General features: G+C 66.3%; 22 protein-coding genes. 15 read left to right on the top strand and 7 right to left on the bottom strand.

The window, feature by feature from the left end; all coding sequences use genetic code 11:
* The first annotated feature begins 87 nt into the window (after positions 1-87).
* From NMQ16_RS16075 to NMQ16_RS16095, 5 genes are read left to right on the top strand one after another with little or no spacing between them, the layout of a single operon-like run.
* A complete protein-coding gene (locus tag NMQ16_RS16075; protein WP_257081906.1) occupies positions 88-498 on the top strand; it encodes a rhodanese-like domain-containing protein in 411 nt (136 codons plus the stop codon).
* A 4-nt stretch (positions 499-502) separates the two neighbouring features.
* Positions 503-760 (top strand): glutaredoxin 3, encoded by a 258-nt coding sequence (gene grxC / locus NMQ16_RS16080; protein ID WP_069038542.1) that lies wholly within the window; start codon positions 503-505, stop codon positions 758-760.
* Positions 761-801: 41 nt separating this feature from the next.
* Positions 802-1,281: a protein-export chaperone SecB gene (gene secB / locus NMQ16_RS16085; RefSeq protein WP_257081907.1), complete on the top strand. Its 480-nt coding sequence runs from the start codon at positions 802-804 to the stop codon at positions 1,279-1,281.
* On the top strand, positions 1,281-1,727 hold the full coding sequence (locus NMQ16_RS16090; RefSeq protein ID WP_257081908.1) for an SH3 domain-containing protein: 447 nt from the start codon (positions 1,281-1,283) through the stop codon (positions 1,725-1,727). The genes secB and NMQ16_RS16090 overlap by 1 nt, the downstream gene beginning before the upstream one ends.
* Before the next feature lie 16 nt (positions 1,728-1,743).
* Positions 1,744-2,736 (top strand): NAD(P)H-dependent glycerol-3-phosphate dehydrogenase, encoded by a 993-nt coding sequence (locus NMQ16_RS16095; protein WP_257081909.1) that lies wholly within the window; start codon positions 1,744-1,746, stop codon positions 2,734-2,736.
* A gap of 6 nt (positions 2,737-2,742) precedes the next feature.
* Here the strand turns inward: NMQ16_RS16095 and NMQ16_RS16100 are convergent, their stop codons facing one another.
* Positions 2,743-3,225 (bottom strand): tRNA (cytidine(34)-2'-O)-methyltransferase, encoded by a 483-nt coding sequence (locus tag NMQ16_RS16100; RefSeq protein ID WP_257081910.1) that lies wholly within the window; start codon positions 3,223-3,225, stop codon positions 2,743-2,745.
* A gap of 55 nt (positions 3,226-3,280) precedes the next feature.
* Positions 3,281-3,988 (bottom strand): ComF family protein, encoded by a 708-nt coding sequence (locus tag NMQ16_RS16105; protein ID WP_257081911.1) that lies wholly within the window; start codon positions 3,986-3,988, stop codon positions 3,281-3,283.
* A 71-nt stretch (positions 3,989-4,059) separates the two neighbouring features.
* Between NMQ16_RS16105 and bioB the strand changes: the two genes are divergently transcribed.
* The 7 genes from bioB (at position 4,060) to NMQ16_RS16140 (ending at position 13,425) form a co-directional block, all read left to right on the top strand.
* The gene (gene bioB / locus NMQ16_RS16110) at positions 4,060-5,040 is read left to right on the top strand and encodes a biotin synthase BioB (protein WP_257081912.1); all 981 of its coding nucleotides are present in this window, start codon (positions 4,060-4,062) and stop codon (positions 5,038-5,040) included.
* Positions 5,041-5,057: 17 nt separating this feature from the next.
* The gene (locus NMQ16_RS16115) at positions 5,058-5,960 is read left to right on the top strand and encodes a methyltransferase domain-containing protein (RefSeq protein ID WP_257081959.1); all 903 of its coding nucleotides are present in this window, start codon (positions 5,058-5,060) and stop codon (positions 5,958-5,960) included.
* Entirely contained in the window at positions 5,957-6,130 is a 174-nt protein-coding gene (locus NMQ16_RS16120; protein ID WP_257081913.1) for a hypothetical protein, read from the top strand. The genes NMQ16_RS16115 and NMQ16_RS16120 overlap by 4 nt, the downstream gene beginning before the upstream one ends.
* Positions 6,131-6,132: 2 nt before the next feature.
* Positions 6,133-7,332: a nitrate/nitrite transporter gene (locus NMQ16_RS16125; RefSeq protein ID WP_257081914.1), complete on the top strand. Its 1,200-nt coding sequence runs from the start codon at positions 6,133-6,135 to the stop codon at positions 7,330-7,332.
* A 126-nt stretch (positions 7,333-7,458) separates the two neighbouring features.
* Positions 7,459-9,405, top strand: coding sequence for a bifunctional UDP-sugar hydrolase/5'-nucleotidase (locus NMQ16_RS16130; RefSeq protein ID WP_257081915.1), 1,947 nt, complete (start codon positions 7,459-7,461; stop codon positions 9,403-9,405).
* Positions 9,406-9,641: 236 nt separating this feature from the next.
* Entirely contained in the window at positions 9,642-12,671 is a 3,030-nt protein-coding gene (locus tag NMQ16_RS16135) for an ExeM/NucH family extracellular endonuclease (RefSeq protein WP_257081916.1), read from the top strand.
* A 25-nt stretch (positions 12,672-12,696) separates the two neighbouring features.
* On the top strand, positions 12,697-13,425 hold the full coding sequence (locus NMQ16_RS16140) for a PEP-CTERM sorting domain-containing protein (RefSeq protein ID WP_257081917.1): 729 nt from the start codon (positions 12,697-12,699) through the stop codon (positions 13,423-13,425).
* A gap of 9 nt (positions 13,426-13,434) precedes the next feature.
* Here the strand turns inward: NMQ16_RS16140 and NMQ16_RS16145 are convergent, their stop codons facing one another.
* Positions 13,435-13,995: a sulfite oxidase heme-binding subunit YedZ gene (locus NMQ16_RS16145; protein ID WP_257081918.1), complete on the bottom strand. Its 561-nt coding sequence runs from the start codon at positions 13,993-13,995 to the stop codon at positions 13,435-13,437.
* A 112-nt stretch (positions 13,996-14,107) separates the two neighbouring features.
* Complete coding sequence (msrP, locus tag NMQ16_RS16150; protein ID WP_257081919.1) at positions 14,108-15,061, bottom strand: protein-methionine-sulfoxide reductase catalytic subunit MsrP; 954 nt, start codon at positions 15,059-15,061, stop codon at positions 14,108-14,110.
* A 140-nt stretch (positions 15,062-15,201) separates the two neighbouring features.
* Between msrP and NMQ16_RS16155 the strand changes: the two genes are divergently transcribed.
* Entirely contained in the window at positions 15,202-16,014 is an 813-nt protein-coding gene (locus NMQ16_RS16155) for a ferritin-like domain-containing protein (protein WP_257081920.1), read from the top strand.
* Here NMQ16_RS16155 and NMQ16_RS16160 read toward each other — a convergent pair.
* Positions 15,993-16,643: a cytochrome c4 gene (locus tag NMQ16_RS16160; protein ID WP_257081921.1), complete on the bottom strand. Its 651-nt coding sequence runs from the start codon at positions 16,641-16,643 to the stop codon at positions 15,993-15,995. The two genes, NMQ16_RS16155 and NMQ16_RS16160, sit on opposite strands and share 22 nt — an antisense overlap.
* A gap of 145 nt (positions 16,644-16,788) precedes the next feature.
* Here NMQ16_RS16160 and yihA point away from each other — a divergent pair, with 145 nt between their 5' ends.
* Complete coding sequence (yihA, locus tag NMQ16_RS16165; RefSeq protein ID WP_257081923.1) at positions 16,789-17,418, top strand: ribosome biogenesis GTP-binding protein YihA/YsxC; 630 nt, start codon at positions 16,789-16,791, stop codon at positions 17,416-17,418.
* Positions 17,419-17,705: 287 nt separating this feature from the next.
* On the top strand, positions 17,706-18,716 hold the full coding sequence (gene hemB, locus NMQ16_RS16170; RefSeq protein ID WP_257081925.1) for a porphobilinogen synthase: 1,011 nt from the start codon (positions 17,706-17,708) through the stop codon (positions 18,714-18,716).
* On the opposite strand, the gene NMQ16_RS16175 is transcribed toward hemB, so the two are convergent.
* Entirely contained in the window at positions 18,703-19,371 is a 669-nt protein-coding gene (locus tag NMQ16_RS16175) for a pyrimidine 5'-nucleotidase (RefSeq protein WP_257081927.1), read from the bottom strand. The two genes, hemB and NMQ16_RS16175, sit on opposite strands and share 14 nt — an antisense overlap.
* Complete coding sequence (gene argB / locus NMQ16_RS16180) at positions 19,368-20,270, bottom strand: acetylglutamate kinase (RefSeq protein WP_069038525.1); 903 nt, start codon at positions 20,268-20,270, stop codon at positions 19,368-19,370. Before argB ends, NMQ16_RS16175 begins: the two co-directional genes overlap by 4 nt.
* Positions 20,271-20,354: the final 84 nt, after the last annotated feature.

The raw sequence follows: 20,354 nt of genomic DNA on the forward strand, positions 1-20,354 counted from the left end.
CAAATGGTCGGATGCTTCCGCACGACGGCCCGCTCACCCGGGCACGCGACTTCATTCCGACTCTTACACTGGCTGCCTTCAGACTCCATGGACTTCGTAACGACCAATTACATCTGGGCCATCACCGCTTTCATGAGTGGTGCCGGGCTCATCATCCTGACCATTCGCCAGAAGGTGTCCGGACCGCGCCTGTCACCGGCCCAGGCCACCCAGCTGATCAACCGCGAAGATGCGCAGGTGATCGACGTGCGTGATCAGGCGGAATGGTCAAAGGGCCACATCAATGGCGCGCGGCACATACCGGCGGGCGAAATAGCGAAGCGGCTGGGCGAGCTGGAAAAGTTCAGACAGCGGCCGCTGATCGTCGTCTGCGCCAGCGGCCAGCGCTCGGCGAGCGCCTGCTCGGCGCTGCGCAAGGCGGGTTTCGAGAAGGTTTTTGCGCTGGATGGCGGGATCGGAGCCTGGGAACAGGCCAGCCTGCCGCTGACAAAGAAGTGATGCCATGGCACGCGTGCTGATGTATACAAGCGGCTTTTGTCCGTACTGCTCGCAGGCCGAACGCCTGCTGACGAGCAAGGGTGTGACCGACATCGAGAAGGTGCGCATCGACATCGATCCGGACCGTCGCTCCGAAATGATGGAGCGCACCGGCCGGCGCACCGTGCCACAGATTTACATTGGCGATTACCACGTGGGCGGGTGCGATGATCTGCATGCACTCGACCGCGAAGGCAAGTTAGACCCCCTGCTGCAGGCGTAAGCCGGTTTTTGCAGCCTTAACCCCCAACCGAGAAGCGAAAAATGGCCGAAGAAGCAGTGCAACCCCAACAGCCCACGGGCCCGGTGTTCTCCATCGAGAAGATTTACGTCAAGGACCTGTCGCTCGAAGTCCCGAACGCGCCGGAAATTTTCCTCACCCGCGAAAATCCGACCGTGCAGATCCAGCTGCAGACTGAAGGCAAAGCCGTGCAGGAAGGCGTTTTCAACGTGACGCTGACCGTCACCGTTACCGCCAAGCTCGAAGAGAAGACGATGTTCCTGGTTGAAGTCCGTCAGGCCGGCATCTTCCAGATCCGCAACGTGCCGACCGAAGACATCCAGCCCATCCTCGGCATCGCCTGCCCGACGATCCTGTTCCCGTACGCTCGCGAAAGCGTGTCGGACGCTGTCAATCGCGCCGGCTTCCCGCCTGTCGTGCTGGCACCGGTCAATTTCGAATCGATCTACCAGCAGCGCACGCAGCAGCCGCCCGAAGGCCAGAACGGCGCCACGGTGCAGTGATGAAGCAGGCCGCATGGACGGCACTGGTGGCCCTCGTCTGTCCGCTCGCCGCACAGGCGGCGGGCGTCGACTACCGGTCGCTGTCGGACGTTGCGGTCATGTACGACGCGCCGTCCCGGCAGGCGCGCCAGCAGTTTGTGATTGCGCGCCACACGCCGGTCGAGGTGGTGCGCAGCCAGACCGGATGGGTCAAGGTGCGCGAGCCGGGTGGCATGCTTGCGTGGGTCGAGGCATCTTCGCTCGCGCCCGTGCGCAGGGTGATTGTCACCGCGGAGCGGGCGCGCGTTCTGGTCCGTGCGGAAGACGACGCACCGCTGGTGTTCGAAGCGGAACGCCGCGTGCTGCTCGAACCGCTCACCGAGACCGCGCCGGCAGGGTGGGTGAAGGTGAAGCATCGTGACGGCCAGAGTGGCTTCGTGCGCATCTCCCAGGTCTGGGGGCTGTGAGCCGGGTGTTGCCGAAATGAAGCTGTGCATCATGGGGGCCGGCGCCTGGGGTACGGCGCTTGCCGTCGCCTATTCGCAGGATCACGACGTGACGCTGTGGACGCGCGACGCCGCCCACGCGCTGTCGCTGCGCAACACACATTGCAACGAACGCTACCTGCCCGGCATTGCGCTGCCGCCGGGCGTTGCGGTGTCATCCGACGCCGCGCATGCGCTGGATGGAAGCGATCTGGCGCTGATCGCGACGCCGATCGCCGGCCTGCGCGCTGCGCTCGAAGCGGTTGCACGCAGCGGGGTTTCCGCCGTGCTGTGGGCCTGCAAGGGCTTCGAAAGTGGCAGCGGTCTGCTGCCGCATCAGGTGGCGGTGGACATCCTGCCCGCGCAGGTTTCGCGCGGTGCATTCAGCGGGCCCAGCTTCGCGATCGAGGTGGCGCGCGGCCTGCCGACCGCCATCACCGTGGCGAGCGATGACATCGAATTCGTCAGTGCGCTGGTCGCGTCACTGCACAGTCCGCGGCTGCGGCTGTACGCCAATGACGATCTGATCGGCGTCGAAGTCGGAGGCGCCGTCAAGAACGTCATGGCGATCGCCACCGGCGTGTGCGACGGGCTCGGCTTCGGCCTGAACGCCCGGGCCGCGCTGATCACCCGCGGTCTGGCCGAAATCGCCCGTCTGGGCGTGGCCCTTGGCGGCCGCAGCCAGACCTTCATGGGCCTGGCCGGCATGGGCGACCTCATCCTGACCTGCACCGGCGACCTGTCGCGCAACCGGCGTGTCGGCCTGCTGCTGGCCGAAGGGCGCTCGCTGGATGAGGTTCTGAACACGCTGGGCCACGTGGCCGAAGGGGTGCCGACCGCACGCGAGGCTGCTGCGCTGGCCGTGCGCCTGCAGGTCGACATGCCGATCACGCAGGCGGTCACGGCGGTGCTCGACGGGCGGCTGGCCGCAGCCGAAGCGGTCGAGCGCCTGCTGTCGCGTGACCCGAAGGCGGAAACGCCGCCGCTGTAGGTCGCTTCAGGGCGTCGTCGCGCCAGTGAAGTCGCATTGACGCCACGCTTCATAGGCGACGATGGCCACCGAATTGCTCAGATTCAGGCTGCGGCTGTCCGGCTGCATCGGAATGCGCAGGCGCTGTGCCACCGGCACCGTGTCGAGCAGCGCACCCGGCAGACCGGCGGTTTCCTGGCCGAACAGGAAAATGTCGCCGGCGCGGTACCGCGGTGCCGTGTGCGCCGTGCGCCCGCGCGTGCTCAGGGCATACAGCCGCGGATCGTCGGGCTGCAGCGCCAGTGTGGCCGACAGCGCCGACCAGTCCTCATGCATCGTCACATTCACCAGGTCGCGGTAGTCCATGCCGGCGCGCGCGAGGTGCTTGTCGGTGATTTCGAAGCCGAGGGGCTTCACCAGATGCAGCCGGAAGCCGCCATTGGCGCACAGCCGCATCACGTTGCCGGTGTTGGGCGGAATTTCGGGCTGGTAGAGGACGATGTGGAACATGGTGGGCGTGCGCCGGGTCGGGGAGCGCGATTGTGCCGCGGCGAGACAGGTGAAGCTACTTCCCGCGCAGCCGTGGCGTACGCGCCAGCACCAGATTGGTCACCGTCAGCGCGCCGGCCGACTTCAGCGTGCGCGCGACCTCGTGCAGGCTGGCGCCGGTCGTCAGCACGTCATCGACCACGGCGACATGCCGGCCCGCGACCTCGGTACGCACGGCAAAGGCACCGCGCACATTGCGCCGTCGTTGCGACCACGCGAGGCCGCGCTGCGGCGGCGTGTCGTGCAGGCGCTCCAGACCGAAGGCATCGAAGTTCAGCCGGCCCAGCCTGCCGAGCACGCGGCCGATCTCGACCGACTGGTTGAAGCCGCGCTCGCGCAGCCGGTCGGGATGCAGCGGCATGGCAAGCAGCAGGTCGCAGGGCGGCAGGCCGAGCGCGTGCAGTTCGTGCGCGAACCAGCCAGCCAGCGGCAGGCGGGCGCGGAACTTCAGCGCGTGGATCAACTGGTCAGCAGGTTCCGCATAGACCCAGATGGCCAGCGTCGCATCGAAGGCCGGCGGATGCTTCAGGCAGCGGCCGCACACGTCGGCGGTCGGAACCGGCAGCGCGCAGACCGGGCAATGAGCCGCGGGCAGGCGCGGCAACTCGTCATGGCATCCGGTGCACAACAGCCCATCGCCCGATGGCAGGCCGCACAGCCGGCAGTCCTGCGGCAGCAATCGTCTGCGAACGGCCCGCGCGGCAGCGATCACGCGGTGCAACATGGGCAGGCCGTTTTCGCGGAAAATGCCGGCTTCGCCGTTTCGGCGCCGACGCGCCCGCCAGACTTCACATCATGCACACCCAGGTCATCCATCTTCCGCCGTCCTCCCGCTCGCAAGTGCCCCAGCGCTGGACCACCGAACAGGTCGAAGCACTGTTCGCGCTGCCGTTTTCAGATCTGATGTTCCGAGCGCAGCAGGTTCACCGCGAGCATTTTGATCCCAATGCCATACAGAGATCCACCCTGCTGTCGATCAAGACCGGCGGCTGCCCGGAAGACTGCGGCTATTGCCCGCAGTCGGTGCGCCACGACACCGGCGTCACCAGCCAGGACCTGCTGCCGGTTGAAGACGTGCTGGCCGCTGCCCGCGCCGCGCGCGATGCGGGTGCGACGCGCTTCTGCATGGGCGCCGCCTGGCGCGGCCCGAAGGATCGCGACGTCGAAGCAGTTGCCGAAATGATTTCGGCGGTGAAGGGCCTGGGTCTGGAAACCTGCGCCACGCTGGGCATGCTGCGCGAAGGTCAGGCCGAAACGCTGAAGAAGGCGGGGCTGGATTACTACAACCACAACATCGATACCGCCCCGGAGTTCTACGGCGACGTCATCGGCACACGCACGCAGGAAGACCGCTTCGATACGCTGGAAGCGGTGCGCGAAGCCGGCATGAACGTGTGCTGTGGCGGCATCGTCGGCATGGGCGAGTCGCGTCGCGGCCGCGCCGGCCTGATTGCCACGCTGGCCAGCATGGACACGCCGCCGGAATCGGTACCGATCAACAATCTGGTCAAGGTCGAAGGTACGCCGCTGGCCGATACGCCGGATCTCGATCCGTTCGAATTCGTGCGCACCATCGCCTGCGCCCGCATCACGATGCCGAACAGTCACGTCCGGCTGTCGGCCGGGCGCGAGGCGATGAACGACCAGATGCAGGCATTGTGCTTTCTTGCCGGTGCCAATTCCATCTTCTACGGCGACAAGTTGCTGACCACCGGCAATCCGCAGGCCGACAACGATCGCCGGTTGCTGGAGCGGCTGGGCATCCGGTCGGTCTGAGCGCGGAGCGTCCGGCCATCGCTGCTGCGGTTCCGCCCGATCTCGCACTCGACGCGCGCGCGGTCGCGCGCGGCTTCGAGCGTGTTGCGGCGCGTTTCGACGACGCAGCGGTACTGCATCGCGAAGTGGCGCGGCGGATGGCCGAGCGGCTTGACATGGTCATGCTGAAGCCGGCACGCCTGCTCGATCTGGGTTGCGGCAGCGGCGCCGATCTGCAGCCGCTGCGCGCCCGCTACCCCGACATGCAGATGATCGGCCTCGACCGGTCGGCCGCCATGCTCGCGCAGGCAGCGGCCCGCACGCCGCGCTGGCGGCGCTGGCTGCCCGGTGTGCTGGGCGGCCGCCAGACCGCGCTGGTGCGTGCCGATATCGCGCGACTGCCCATTGCGCCGCGCAGCATCGACATGGTGTGGTCGAACATGGCGCTGCACTGGCAGGCGGACCTGCCGGCGACACTGCGCGAAGTGCAGCGTTGCGTGCGCGTCGGCGGACTGTTCATGTTCTCGATGCTCGGCCCGGACACGCTGCGCGAATTGCGTGGCGCGCTGGCCGAAGCCGGGTTGCCGTTGCGTGCGCATCGCTTCATCGACATGCACGATGTCGGCGACATGCTGGTCGAGGCGGGCTTCGCCGAGCCGGTGATGGACATGGAACACATCACGTTGACCTTCGACACGCCAGCCGCGCTGTACCGAGATCTTGCCGATACCGGTGGTCACTGCGCACTGGCCGCACGGCCGCGCGGCCTGCTGACGCCGCGTGCCCGCGCGCGGCTCGATGATGCGCTGCTGCGACTGCGCGAGGACGGCCGCCTGCCGGCGACGATGGAAATCATCTACGGCCACGCCTGGCGCGGCGAGCCGCGCCAGACCGAAGACGGCCGCGCCATCATCCAGTTCGAACGCGGCCGCCGGCGATGAAGCGCAAGGACGCCGTGCGGGTCAGCGCCAAGGGACGCAGCCTGAAGCCGCGCAACCCCCTGGCCACGGCGGCGCTGATGAAGAAGGGCGGCGAGCACGCCCGGCAGGACAAGAAGGCCAGCCGTGCCCGGCTCAAATCCGCTCTGCTGAAATCGACGGACGGCGACTGACCATGTCGCCGCCGGCCCGGCTCACGCTGCTGATGTGCGCCGCTGAGGCGCTGGGCATGACGGGATTCGCCGCCTATCCGTCCTTCCTGCCGCTGCTGGCCGGGAAGTGGCAGCTCAGCGGTTCCGAAGCCGGTCTGATCGGTGGCGCTTTCTTCTTCGGCTACATGGTGGCCGTGCCCTTTCTGTCCGGCGTCACCGACCGCATCGATGCGCGCTTCGTTTATGTGGCGTCCTGCGTGCTGATGGCAGGCGGGACGCTGGGCTTCGCGCTCTTCGCCCGGGGCGTGTGGACCGGCGCCTTCTTTCAGGCGCTGTGCGGCGCCGGACTTGCCGGCTGCTACATGCCCGGCCTGCGCGTGCTGACCGATCGCGTGTCGACGGCCCGAAGCAATCGACCGATCGCGTTCTACACCGCGAGCTTCGGCATCGGTACCAGCCTGTCCCTGCTGCTGGCCGGCGCCCTCGGCAACCTGATGGACTGGCGGATCGCGATCGCGCTGATGGCGGTCGGCCCACTCCTGGCGGCCGTCATCGTGTTTGCGGGCACCGCGCCGCATGCACCGCCCGGTGCTGCCGACGCGCACTGGCTGCCGCGTTTCGGACCGGTGCTGGCGCACCCGCGGGTGCGCCAGCTGGTGACCGGCTACGCGGTGCATTGCTGGGAGCTGTTCGGCCTTCGGTCGTGGATGGTGGCTTTCATCGCCTTCGCCTACGGACTGTCGTCGGCGCAGGCCGCGCTGTCGCCGACCGAAGCCGCGGCGCTGATCAATATGCTCGGACTGCCGGCCAGCATTCTCGGCAACGAAATGGCCAGCCGTGTCGGGCGACGGCGCTGGATCGTCGCCATGATGATCGCCTCGGGTCTGCTGTGCTGGCTGGCCGGCGCGTCGGCGGCGTTGCCCTGGTGGCTCATGCTGTGCGTGCTGGCGCTGTACAACACGGCCGTGATGGCGGATTCGGCTTCGCTGACCGCCGGTCTGGTGCATGCCGCGCCCGCGGCACAGCAGGGTGCCGCGATGGCGCTGTATTCGCTCGGCGGCTTCGGCGCCGGCTTCGTCGCGCCCCTGTTGTTCGGCGGTGTGCTGGACCTGAGCGGGGGCATCTCTTCCCCTGTGGCATGGACCTTCGCCTGCGGCACGCTGGGCTTCGGTTGCCTGCTGTGGGCACTGTCGGCGCTGCGTCGCCCGGCCGGCGCCGCATAGTCCGATCAGATCATGGGGCAAGGTATTCGCGGCCACAGTCCGGTCATCTTCGCGCCCTAACCTTCCGGTCACACCGTCGGGCGCCGCTGCGCGCCTGACGTCCGAAAACGGTTCCGGAGATGTCCCATGAAAGCCACCCTCGTCGTGCGCAGGCACACGCTTGCCATCCTTATTTCCTCGCTGTTCGCCGGTCCGGCGCTGGCCGAAGGTCTCACGCTGCTGCATGTCGGTGACCAGGAGTCCTGGTTGCTGTCGGCTCAGGGCAACCTGCGTGACAACGCCTCGCAGGGCGTGTCGTTCTACGGCGGCGTCGATCGACTCGCCAGCGTCATGTTCGCTGCCGAGTCGGCCGCCGAACTGGCCGGCAACACGGTGTTCAAGCTCAATGCCGGTGATGCCTTCCTGCCCGGGCCGCGCCTGAACGCCAGCTTCGTCAATCTGGGCTCGGCCTACATCGACGGCGGACAGGATTTCTACGATGCCATCGCGATGCGTCACATCGGTTTCGATGCCGCCGTGTTCGGCAATCATGAATTCGACCTTGGCCCGGACGTTGCAGCGCGCTTCGCCGAGGTTTCAGGCACGACGTATCTGTCGTCCAACCTCAACTTCAGCGCCACACCCGCGTTCGCGTCGCTGGCGGCGACCGGCACGGTCGCGCCGTACACATTGCTGAGCACGAATGGCGGCAACAAGGTGGCGGTGGTCGGTGTCACCACGCCGCTGCTGTCGAGCATCAGTTCGCCCGGCGCGGTGAACCTGACGGCCGGCTGGAGCGCCGGCAATACCGAGTCGCAGAACCTGCAGGCGCTGGTGCCCTTCGTGCAGCAGCAGATCGACGCCGCTCGCGCCCAGGGTGCCGGCAGCGTCATCGTGATCAGCCACCTGCAGAACGCCGCCAACGAGCGCGACGTTCTGATCCCCGGACTGCGCGGTGTCGACGTCGTGCTGTCGGGCGGTGGCCACGAACTGATGGCGGACGCCGACGACGCACTCATTCCGAATGACGTACGCGCCATCACCGGCCTGCCGCAGACCGTCACGGATGCCGACGGCAAAGGGGTGGCCATGGTGACCTCGAACTTCGGCAACCGTTACGTCGGAGAGCTGAACCTGACGCTGGACGACACGACCGGTGTCGTGACTGCGATCAACGGGGCCAATCTGTACCGCGTTTCGGGCGCACTGGCCGACGCCGACGCAGTCCTGGGCGACAGCTTCCTGAAGACCGCGGTGGTTGATCCGGTCAAGGGATACATCGACGTGCTGAATGCGACCGTGATCGGTCAGTCGGACGTCTTCCTGAACGGCAACCGCGGCGGCGCCGGAACACCCGGCAGCTTCCAGGCGGGTGTGCGAAATGCGGAAACCAATCTGGGCAATCTGGTCGCCGACGCCGTGCGTCACGCTGGCGGTACCGACATCGCGATCCAGAACGGCGGCGGCATCCGCACCTCGATCAATGCCGGCAATGTCAGCGTGGGCGACACCTTCAACGTGCTGCCCTTCACCAATCTGGTCGATGTTGCGCCGAGCGTGAATGCTGAACAGCTGAAGACCATCATGGAACATTCGGTCGCCAATGCATCAGCCAGCGGCAACGCCGACGGCCGCTTCGCCCAGGTGTCCGGCATGCGGGTCGTGTATGACACGACGCGTGCCTCGGGCGACCGCATCGTCAGCATCGTGCTCGACGACGGGACCGTTCTGGTACAGGACGGTGAGGTGGTGGATGGCGCGCGCAGCTTCTCGCTGACCACGATCGATTTCACCGCCAATGGTGGTGACGGCTACCCGTTCGTGGCCGCCGGCATCGAATTCGAGAATGCCGTCAGCTCGATCACCTACCAGCAGGCGCTGCAGGAATACATCACCGACGCGACCTCGGAAGGCGGTCTGGGCGGTGTCATCAGCGCCAACCGCTACGGCGTCGCCGACCCGCTCGACCCTGCAGGTCGCCTGGTCGACCTGGCAATCTCGCCGGTGCCGGAAGCCGATACCTGGGCCATGCTGCTGGCCGGTCTGGGCCTGCTCGGGGTGTTCGCCCGCCGCCGCAACGTCGTCGCTGTCTGATTCTCCTGCGGCCGCGCGTCGCTTCGTGGCCCGTCCGGTATCGCCGGCGGGCCACTTCGATTACCCTCCTGTCTTTCCGGAAACCCCAATGTCATCATTCGACCGCTACGTTTCGCCCCGACTCGCCCTGACGCTGGCCATCGCCAGTCTGTTCGTCTCGGCGGCGCACGCCGACAACACGCCGCAAGCCCTGCCGTTTGCGCAGGACTGGGCAAACATCGGCCTGATCACGGCAAATGNTCGTCTCGGCGGCGCACGCCGACAACACGCCGCAAGCCCTGCCGTTTGCGCAGGACTGGGCAAACATCGGCCTGATCACGGCAAATGATGACTGGAGTGGTGTGCCCGGCATCACCGGTTATCGCGGCGACGCCCTGGTGAGCGCGACCGGCGTCGATCCGCAGACGATCACAGCGGATGGCATTGCATCGCCGGTCGACGTGAACGCCAATCAGACCAATCCAAATACCTTCAGTACCGGTGGTGTCACCGAATTCCACCTTACCGATCCGGTCGTCGCACTGACCGGCTCGGGTACCGCCGACGCGCCGTTCATCCTGCTGTCGCTGAACACCACCGGCCACAGCGGCATCGTCGTGCGCTACGATCTGCGCGATCTCGACGGCTCGGCCGACAACGCGCAGCAGCAGGTGGCGCTGCAGTACCGCGTGGGCGCCAGCGGCAACTTCATCAATGTGCCGGAAGCCTATGTCGCTGACGCGACCGAAGGCCCGTCGCTGGCCGGCAAGGTAATGCCGGTGCAGGTGACGCTGCCGGCCGACGCCGACAACCAGCCGCTGCTGCAGCTGCGGGTGATCACGACCAATGCGCCGGGCAACGACGAGTGGGTCGGCATCGACAACATATCGGTACAGGGCGGCGGCAGCGGTGCGGTGAATCAACCCATCGTGACCACCTGCCCGGCGCTTGTGCTGCAGGCCGGCGAAGCAGGCAGCGTGACGGTGGCGGCCAGCGACGCCGACAGCGTGGTCGAGGCATTCTCGCTGACCGGCACCCCGCCGGTTGGTGTGACGGTCGACGGCTTCGCACCGGCGACGACCGACGGTGGTAGCGCGTCGGCGCAGGTCAGCGTCGCGGCAGGTACAGCGACCGGTCAGTACAGCATCGGTCTGCGCTTCACGAACAACGAGGCACAGGAAGGAACGTGCAGTGTCGATATCACGGTCGCTGCGCCAGCGGCCATCGTGCCGATCCCGGCTATCCAGGGCAGCGGTGAAGCCAGTCCGCTGAACGGTCAGGTCGTCACCACCGAGGGCGTCGTCAGTGCCGTGTTCCCCGGTTTGTCGGGCTACTACCTGCAGGATGATGCAGGCGACGGCGACGCGAGCACTTCTGATGGCATTTTCGTGTTCGCCCCGGGCAACACGGCCGTCGTCGGCCAGCGGATCCGCCTGACGGCCAGCGTCACCGAATTCAATACCGTGACCGAACTGGTGTCGCCGAGCGCGGTGCAGGTGCTGGGCAGCGGCGTGACGATCACGCCGACCGACATCGTGCTGCCGGAAGCGTTCGAGGGCGAACTGGAGCGCTACGAAGGCATGCTGGTTCGCATCACCTCGCCGCTCACCGTGTCGCAGAACTACTTCCAGGGTCGCTACGGACAGGTGACGCTGTCGGCCGAAGGACGCATGGAAATCCCGACCAACCGTCACCCGGCGGGCAGCGCCGAAGCACTTGCGCTGCGCGACGAGAACGCCCGTCGCCGCATTGTCCTTGACGATGGCTCGAGCGCCCAGAACCCGAACCCGATTCCGTTCATCGGCGCCGACAACACGCTGCGTGCCGGCGACACGGTGAACGGTCTCACCGGCGTGATCGACCATGGCCTGATCACCGCGTCGAGCACCGGGCCACGCGACTACAAGCTGCATCCTGTGGTGACACCGGAATTCACCCGCGACAATCCGCGCACCGCCACGCCGACCGCGGTCGGCGGCAATGTGCGGGTGGCCAGCTTCAATGTGCTGAACTACTTCAGCACGATAGACCAGGCGGGTGCATCGTGCTTCCCGACCGGCACGCGCAGCGACTGCCGCGGCGCCGACAGCGCGCTGGAATTCAGCCGTCAGCGCGACAAGATCGTCGCCGCACTGCTGGCGATGGATGCCGACGTGGTCGGCCTGATCGAGATCGAGAATAACGGCCAGGGCGCGGTGAACAATCTGGTGGCCGCGCTCAATGCGTCCTCCGGCGGCGCGGTCTATGCTGCCGTCGGCCTGCCGGTCGGCGGCACGGGCACCGACGCCATCCGCCAGGCCATGATCTACAAGCCGGCGAAGGTCACGCCGGTCGGCAGTGCGATCAGCGACACGGCGACGGTCCATAACCGCCCGCCGCTGGCGCAGACCTTCGCCGCCGCCAATGGCGAGCGCTTCACGGTCATCGTGAATCACTTCAAGTCGAAGTCCTGCGGCGATGCCGCCGGTGTCGAGGCCGATCAGGGCGACGGTCAGGGCTGCTGGAATCCGCTGCGCGTGCAGCAGGCGGCGGCGCTGCAGACCTTCATTCAGCAACTGCCCGGCCAGGGTGGTGCGGCCGACGTGCTGGTCATCGGCGACCTGAACGCCTATGCGAAGGAAGCGCCCATCCTCGCATTGACCTCAGGCGGGCTGAGCGATCTGGCTGCAGGCATCGATCTCAACTACACCTACACCTTCGATGGCGAAAGCGGTGCGCTCGACCATGCGCTGGCCAGCGCTGCGCTGGCCGGCAAGGTGAGCGGCATCACGCAGTGGCACATCAATACCGATGAGCCCTTCGTGATCGACTACAACACCGAGTTCAAGCCGCAGGACCTGTACGCGCCGACCGCTTTCCGCTCGTCCGACCACGACCCGGTCCTCATCGGGCTGAACCTGCTGCGCACGATCAACGGCGGCGCCGGTCGCGACACGCTGACCGGTTCCCCGGGCGATGACGTCATCACCGGCGGCGAAGGCGCGGACCTGCTGACCGGCGGCAACGGCGCGGATACCTTCGTCTATCGAAGCGTGCGCGATGCGCTCGACACCATCACCGACTTCGACCCGCAGCAGGATCGGCTCGATGTGCGACAACTGCTGGCCGGCGTCACGACCGGCAGCGACCCGCTGCTCAGCGGCCACATCAGCGTCCGCCAGACCGGACCGAACACGATGGTGCTGTTCGACGCCGACGGGTCTGCCGGTCGCGGCGCCGCGCGTCCGCTGGTGACCCTGCGCAATGTGCTGCCGGCCCAACTGGGCAGCGCAACCTTCCTCTACTGAACACCGACTTTCCGGAGCCATGACCATGATCACCAGACCCCTAGCCGCCGCAGCGCTCATTGCCTCGCTGTTCGCCACCGCTGCGCACGCCGACGTGCGTTTCAGCGAAGACTTCAACAGCGGCTACGCCGCCAACTGGCAGACCGCGGGCGACGTGTCCGCGCAGGACAACTCGGGCGACACCTACATCGCCCTGACGACGGCATCGCTGACGTTCGAGGATGACTTCCCGCTGCCGGCCGGCTCGTTCAATCTGAGCGGTGTGGCCGCGGTCGAAACCGGTCTCGCGCTTGAGATGGCGATCGGTGCCGAGCCCGGCGCCTTCGACCGCGGCGACGACTTCACCTACGAAGGTTCGGCCATCTGGCGCAGCGTGAACGTGAATGTCGGCGACATCCTGCGCTTCGACTGGCTACTGGCGACCAACGAAGTTGGCGCCGAAGCGCGGCCGGACTTTGCTTTCCTGTCGGTCGACGGCGACATCACGCGCATCGCCTCGGTCGCCGATGCCACGTCGGCGCCGATCCTCGATTTTCTGGCCGACACCGGAATCCGCAGCTTCGAGTATGTATTCACGCGCGGCGGTGCGGTGCAGTTGGCGTTCGGAGTCGTTGATGTGGGCGACTACGGCGTCACGACCGCACTGGCGATCGACAACGTGAGCATCACCGCGGTGCCGGAACCGGAAAGCTGGGCGCTGATGCTTGCGGGTCTGATCGGTGTGGCGGGCGCGGCCCGTCGCGCGCGTCGCTGAGCGACGTCCTCACGTCGTCTGCGCCGCCAAGTGCGCGCGCAGGCGGCGGGCGTGCCACAGGCGCACGCCGAACAGCGTGGCGAGGATGCAGGCATAAAGGATGGGTTCGGTCAGGTCCTTTTTCACCAGCCACCAGTAGTGCGCCACCCCGAGGACGCCGACGACGTACACGAGTTTGTGCAGCCGCTGCCAGGCGCGGCCGCCGAGCCGGCGCACCATGCCGTTGGTTGAGGTCACGGCGAGCGGCAGCAGCAGCAGGAACGCACCGAACCCGATCGTGATGAAGGGCCGTTTGATGATGTCCTTCACGATGCCTTCGAAGTCGAAGAACTGGTCCAGCCACAGATAGGTGAGCAGGTGCAGGCTGGCGTAGAAGAACGCGTACAGCCCGAGCATGCGGCGCAGGCGTACCAGCCAGTGCCAGCCGGTGATCTGGCGCAGCGGCGTCACGGCCAGCGTTACCAGCAGCAGGCGCAGCGTCCAGTCACCGGTGGCGCGCGTGATGTATTCGATCGGATTGGCGCCCAGCCGGTCCGTGCCGGCGCCGAATGCCAGCCACAGGAGCGGCATCAGGCAGGCGACCCAAACGAGGCGCCACAGCCATCTGAACGTGACGGGCCCCGGCGTCCGGGCGCGCGCATTGCGGCCCGGGGGCGGTACGGTCGATGCACGTGCCTGCACCTCAGTAGTACTTCCTCAGGTCCATGCCCGTGTAGAGCGACGCAACCTGATCGCCGTATCCATTGAACATCAGCGTCTTGCGCTTCGAGAACTCGCCGATGCGCCGCTCGCGTCCCTGGCTCCAGCGCGGGTGGTCGACGTCCGGATTCACATTCGAATAGAAGCCGTACTCGCGACCGGCGGCGCGCGACCAGGCGCTCAGCGGCTCCTTGTCGGTGAAGCGGATCTTCACGATCGACTTCGCGCTCTTGAAACCGTACTTCCAGGGCACCACCAGTCGCATCGGTGCGCCGTTCTGGTTCGGCAGCACTTCGCCGTACAGGCCCACGGCGATGAGGGTGAGAGTATGCATGGCTTCATCGAGCCGCAGGCCTTCGACGTACGGCCACTCGAGCACCGCGCTGCGCACGCCGGGCATGGTCTTCGGATCGGCCAGCGTGGTGAATTCGACGTACTTCGCGCTGCCCAGCGGCTCGACCTGCCTGAGCAGCACTGACAGCGGAATGCCGACCCAGGGCACGACCATCGACCATGCTTCGACGCAGCGCAGCCGGTAGATGCGTTCCTCCAGCGGCGCCAGCTTCAGCACCTCCTCGATGCCCAGCGTCCTGGGCTTCTGCACCAGGCCCTCGATGCTCACAGTCCACGGCCGGGTGGACATGCGGTGGGCATTCTTCGACGGATCGCCCTTGTCGGTGCCGAATTCATAGAAATTGCAGTAGCTGGTGATGTCCTCATAGTCGTTCGGCTTTTCGTCGGTCGAGAAGGGGCTTCTCGCCAGTGGCCCGAGCTTTTCGCCGCGCTTGCCCTGCGCGTCGGCGATCCTCGGCAGGCCGCCGAGCAGCGCCGCACCGGCACCCAGTCCGGCTGCGCGGATGAAGTCGCGGCGGGTATCGAACAGCGCGCGCGGCGTGATGTCGGAAGGCACGATGTCGGCCGGGCGTTTGATCAGCATGGTGAAGCTCCTCGTTGTACGCTGCAGGGTGTCCGGACTGGGGGGTATCGGCATTGAATCGCGTGCGGCCTGCGATCGAACGTCAACAGACCCCAGTGCTGACCGGCCGCATCGGCGCGACCTTACCTGTATGACTGCAGATGAACCGAAAGATTTTTCCCGAACTGCTCAACCTGCTGATGTGCGAGGCGCCGCAGGCCAAGTGCGCTGCGGTGGCCTCGCTGTGGTCAGACTGGCAGGCGGGTGTGGTGTTCGATCGCGCGGCATCGCTGCCGCATGCCATCGACGAACCCGGCCGGCCGGCGCGACCCGAACTGGTCGCGCCCTCTGCGCTGCGTTCGCGCCGTGTGGGCACGCGCGAAGGTCACGCGGCGATGATCCATGCGATCTGTCACATCGAATTCACCGCCATCAATCTTGCACTCGACGCGGCCTGGCGCTTCCGTGACCTGCCGGAGGCCTACCTGGCCGACTGGCTGCGCGTGGCGGCTGACGAAGCGCACCACTTCGGTCTGCTACGGACCCACCTGCAGACGCTGGGCTTCGACTATGGTGACTTTCCGGCGCACGCCGGCCTGTGGGACATGGCGCGGCGTACCGCCGATGACGTGCTGGCCCGCATGGCGCTGGTGCCGCGCGTGCTCGAAGCGCGCGGGCTGGACGCCACGCCGCCCATCATGGACAAGCTGCGCAACATCGGCGATGCGCCGGCGCTGGCCATCCTCGACCTCATCCTGAATGACGAAATCACGCATGTCGCAATCGGTGACCGCTGGTTCCGTCATGTGTGCGCACAACGCGGACTGGCGCCCGAGGCCACCTTCCTCACACTGTTCAATGCCTTCGATGCACCGCGGCTGCAGCCGCCGGTCAACGCAAAAGCCCGCCTGGCGGCGGGCTTTTCCGAAGGCGAAATCGACAGCCTGACCGCTCAGCGCAGACCTGCCGCATAGTCGGAAACCGCCTTGATTTCGGCGTCGGTCATCTTGATGGCAATCATGCGCATCATCTTGGCAGGATCATTCGCGCGTTCAGCGACACGGAAGTACTTCAACTGCGTTTCAGTGTAATCGGCGTGCTGGCCGGCAATGCGCGGGTACTGTGCAGGCATGCCGGCACCAGCCGGGCCGTGACAGCCGGCACAGGCGGGCAGACCCTTTTCGAGGTCGCCGCCACGCCACAGGCGCTGGCCGAGTTCGATGCTTTCGCGGTTGCCCTTGGCCTTTTCCGGCGTCTGGGTCTGGCTCGCATAGTAGGCGGACACGTTGCGCATATCGGCTTCCGACAGGCCGGAGGCCAGTGCGCCCATGATGGCGTTGGCGCGCTCGGGCGGCTGACCGTCCTTGCTGCGGAAATTCATCAATTGCTTGTACAGGTATTCGGGATGCTGGCCGGCCAGCTTGGGATTGACCGCGATGACGCTGTTGCCGTCGGCGCCGTGACAGGCCGCGCACACTTGCGTCGCGATGGTCTTGCCGGCCGCGATGTCCGCTTTCGGGGCGGTTTTTTCGTCAGACGCCAGCGCGCTGGCGGAGACCAGGGTCAGAGACAGGGCAAAACCGAAAGACTTGAGCATACGCATGACTATCCTTGAACGATGAATCCGGTCGTTGGCCCGGTCGATGGCCGGGTCGGTGCCGGATGGATCTGTGGCCGGTTGAATAGGGTGATACGGTAAACTCCTCATTTTACCGTGTTTTCCTGGGCGCGCGTGGCGCGTAATCGATTTGTCCTCTCTGTTCCGCGGTGCTGCATTTCATCTGTCCGTCGCCAAGCCATCAGGCCTGCCTGCGCCTGCCGGCCCGGAAATCGCGTTTGCCGGCCGTTCCAATGCGGGTAAATCGAGTGCCATCAATACTCTGGTCGGCCACACGCGTCTGGCTTTCGTCAGCAAGACGCCCGGGCGTACCCAGCTGATCAACTACTTCACGCTGGTGCGCGGCGGCTTTCTGGTCGACCTGCCCGGCTACGGCTATGCTCAGGTGCCGATCGAAGTCCGCAAGGCTTGGGCAGGACTGATCGAGCGCTACCTGAAGGAACGCGAAAGCCTCGCCGGCCTCGTGCTCATCATGGATGCGCGTCACCCGCTCACGCCTCTGGACTGGAACATGATCGAATGGTTCTCGGTGAGCGGCAAGCCGATGCATGTTCTGCTGACCAAGGCCGACAAGCTGACCCGCAGCGCTCAGGCGGCGACGCTGGCCGACGTGCGCAGACAGCTGTCCGGCATGGGGGAGCAGGTCAGCGTACAACTGTTTTCCAGCCTGAAGAAGACCGGTGTCGAGGAAGCCGAGGCGGCCGTTTCGCCATGGCTGGCCGCGCATCTGCCTGACCAGGCATCGTCGACACCGGTCTGACATCTGTTGCAGCGAAAGGGCCCACGGCGCACAGAACGCCGGGGCCGGAAAGAAAAAAGCCCACGGCCAAAGGGGATGGAAGCCGTGGGCTCGAAACGCCTCTTGAAGAAGCACCCGCTCAGGGAGGTGAAGCGGGTGACGGCTTGCACCGTCGCATGCTCTGACCGGGGCGCGTCGGCGCGAGTTCCGGGATTGTTGCGTTGCCGCAGCGCGCGGCGGCGTGCGCCGGCACGCGGAGCCTGCTGCGCTCGTACTATCATCGCGCCTTTGCGAACCGGGCCAACGCGATGTCCTTTCCTCCCGCCAGCCATTTCCCGTCCACCCGCCTGCGCCGCATGCGCCGCGATGATTTCTCGCGCCGGCTCATGCGCGAGCACACACTCACCGCCAACGATCTGATCTATCCGGTATTCGTGCTCGACGGCCCGACTCGCTGCGAAGCCGTGGCATCGATGCCCGGCGTGAGCCGGGTCAGCGTCGATGTGCTGATGGGGGTGGCCGAGCAGGCGGTTTCGCTCGGCGTACCCGCGCTGGCGCTGTTTCCGGTGATCGACGCCCCGCTGAAGACCGACGATGCGGCCGAAGCGTGGAATCCGGACGGGCTGGTGCCGCGCACGGTACAGGCGCTGAAGGCGCGCTTCCCAGAACTCGGCGTGATCACCGATGTTGCGCTCGATCCCTACACCAGCCACGGTCAGGACGGCCTGATCGACGCGACCGGCTATGTGATGAACGACGAAACGCTGGAGGCGCTGGCCAAACAGGCGCTGTGCCATGCGCGTGCCGGTGCCGACGTCGTCGCGCCATCGGACATGATGGACGGGCGCATCGGCCGCATCCGCTTCGAACTCGACGCGCACCGCTTGATCCACACGCGCATCCTCGCCTACTCGGCCAAGTACGCCTCGGCCTTCTACGGCCCGTTCCGCGACGCGGTCGGTTCGGCCGGCAATCTCGGCAAGGGCAACAAATACACGTACCAGATGGACCCGGCGAACAGCGACGAGGCGATCCGCGAAGTGTCGCTCGACATCGCCGAAGGTGCGGACATGGTCATGGTGAAGCCCGGCATGCCGTATCTGGACATCGTGCGCCGGGTGAAGTCGGAGCTGGGTGTGCCGACCTATGCCTACCAGGTCAGTGGCGAGTACGCGATGCTGAAGGCCGCGGTCGCCAACGGCTGGCTGGACGAGCGCGCTACTGCGATGGAAGCGCTGCTCGCATTCAAGCGCGCCGGCGCCGACGGCATCCTGACCTATTACGCACTGGACGCCGCGCGCTGGCTCAGGGACGCCTGACGCTGAGCAGTCGCATGGCCTGCGGCAGCTTCAGCACCGAGGTCAGCCGCAGGTCGACGTAGTTGTGGTGGCCCGCGCTGCGGCTGATCCACACGGTGCGCATGCCGAGCTGTTTCGCGGTGCGCAGATTGGCAGCGGTGTCTTCCACCATGATGCAGTCAGCGGGCACCACGTGCTGGTCGCGCAACAGATGCAGGAAGCCGGCGAGCCGCGGCTTCGGCACGTAGCGCGAATGTTCGATGGCATGCACCGCGTCGAACAGGTGGCGCATGCCCATCACCGCCAGCACCGCTTCGGCGTAGTGCGCCGGACCGTTCGTGAACACGATCCTGCGGCCCGGCAGGCGGGTCAGCATGTGGCGCAGCGCGCGGTCGAACACGATACCCGGACGCAGCGCCTCGACGTCGTGCGTCCCGCGCAGGAAATGCGATGGCCGCGTGCCATGGTGGCGCATCAGGCCGAGCAGCGTGGCGCCGTAGCGATGCCAGTAGTGCGTGCGCAGGCGATCGGCTTCGCCGTGTTCGAGTCCCAGTTCCGTCATCAGCCAGGCGGTCATCGCCCGGTTCAGGTGCGGAAAGATGTGCGGATTGGCGTCGTGCAGTGTGTTGTCCAGATCGAAGATCCAGACCGGACGCCGCTGCGCCTGCCGACTCACTTGCTCTTGATCAGCGTGCCGACGCCGTCATTGGTCAGCACTTCGAGCAACAGCGCATTGGGCACACGACCGTCGATGATGTGCACGCTCTTGACGCCGCTGCGCGCCGCATCGAGCGCCGAGCCGATCTTCGGCAGCATGCCGCCGGACAGCGTGCCGTCGGCGATCATGGCATCGACGTCGCGCGGCGTGATGCCGGTCAGCAGATTTCCTTCCTTGTCCAGCACGCCCGGCGTATTGGTCAGCAGCACCAGTTTTTCCGCCTTCAGGATTTCCGCCAGCTTGCCAGCCACCACGTCGGCGTTGATGTTGTAGCTTTCGCCGTCCGGGCCGACGCCGATCGGCGCAATCACCGGGATGAAGTCGCCGCTGTCGAGGAAATTGATGATGGTGGGGTCGATCGACACGATGTCGCCGACCAGTCCGATGTCGAGCATTTCGTCCGGCTTGTCCTTGTTCGGCATCATCAGCTTGGTGGCGCGGATGAAGGACGCATCCTGCCCGGTCAGTCCGACCGCCTTGCCGCCGGCCTGGTTGATCAGGTTCACGATGTCCTTGTTCACGTGGCCACCGAGCACCATTTCGACGATATCCATCGTTTCATCGTCGGTCACGCGCATGCCCTGCACGAAGGTGCCCTGCTTGCCGACCCGCTTCAGCAGGTCGTCGATCTGGGGTCCGCCGCCATGCACCACCACCGGATTCATGCCGACCAGCTTGAGCAGCGTCACGTCGCGCGCGAAACCCAGCTTCAGCGCAGGGTCCGTCATCGCGTTGCCGCCGTACTTGATGACGATGGTGCGGTCCTGGAAGCGCCGGATATAGGGCAGCGCCTCCGAGAGCACGGCGGCCTTGGCGTGGGGTGACAGTCCGGAAGTGAGGTCTGAAGAGTGGGGCATTTCGGGTGTCCGGCAGCTGGAGATGATGGTGGCGGATTCTAGCCGTGCACTGCACAAACAAAAAGCGGACACCCCGGGGTGTCC

It is taken from the genome of Methyloversatilis sp. XJ19-49 (genome assembly GCF_024580145.1).
In the GTDB taxonomy this organism is placed as follows: Bacteria; Pseudomonadota; Gammaproteobacteria; order Burkholderiales; family Rhodocyclaceae; genus Methyloversatilis.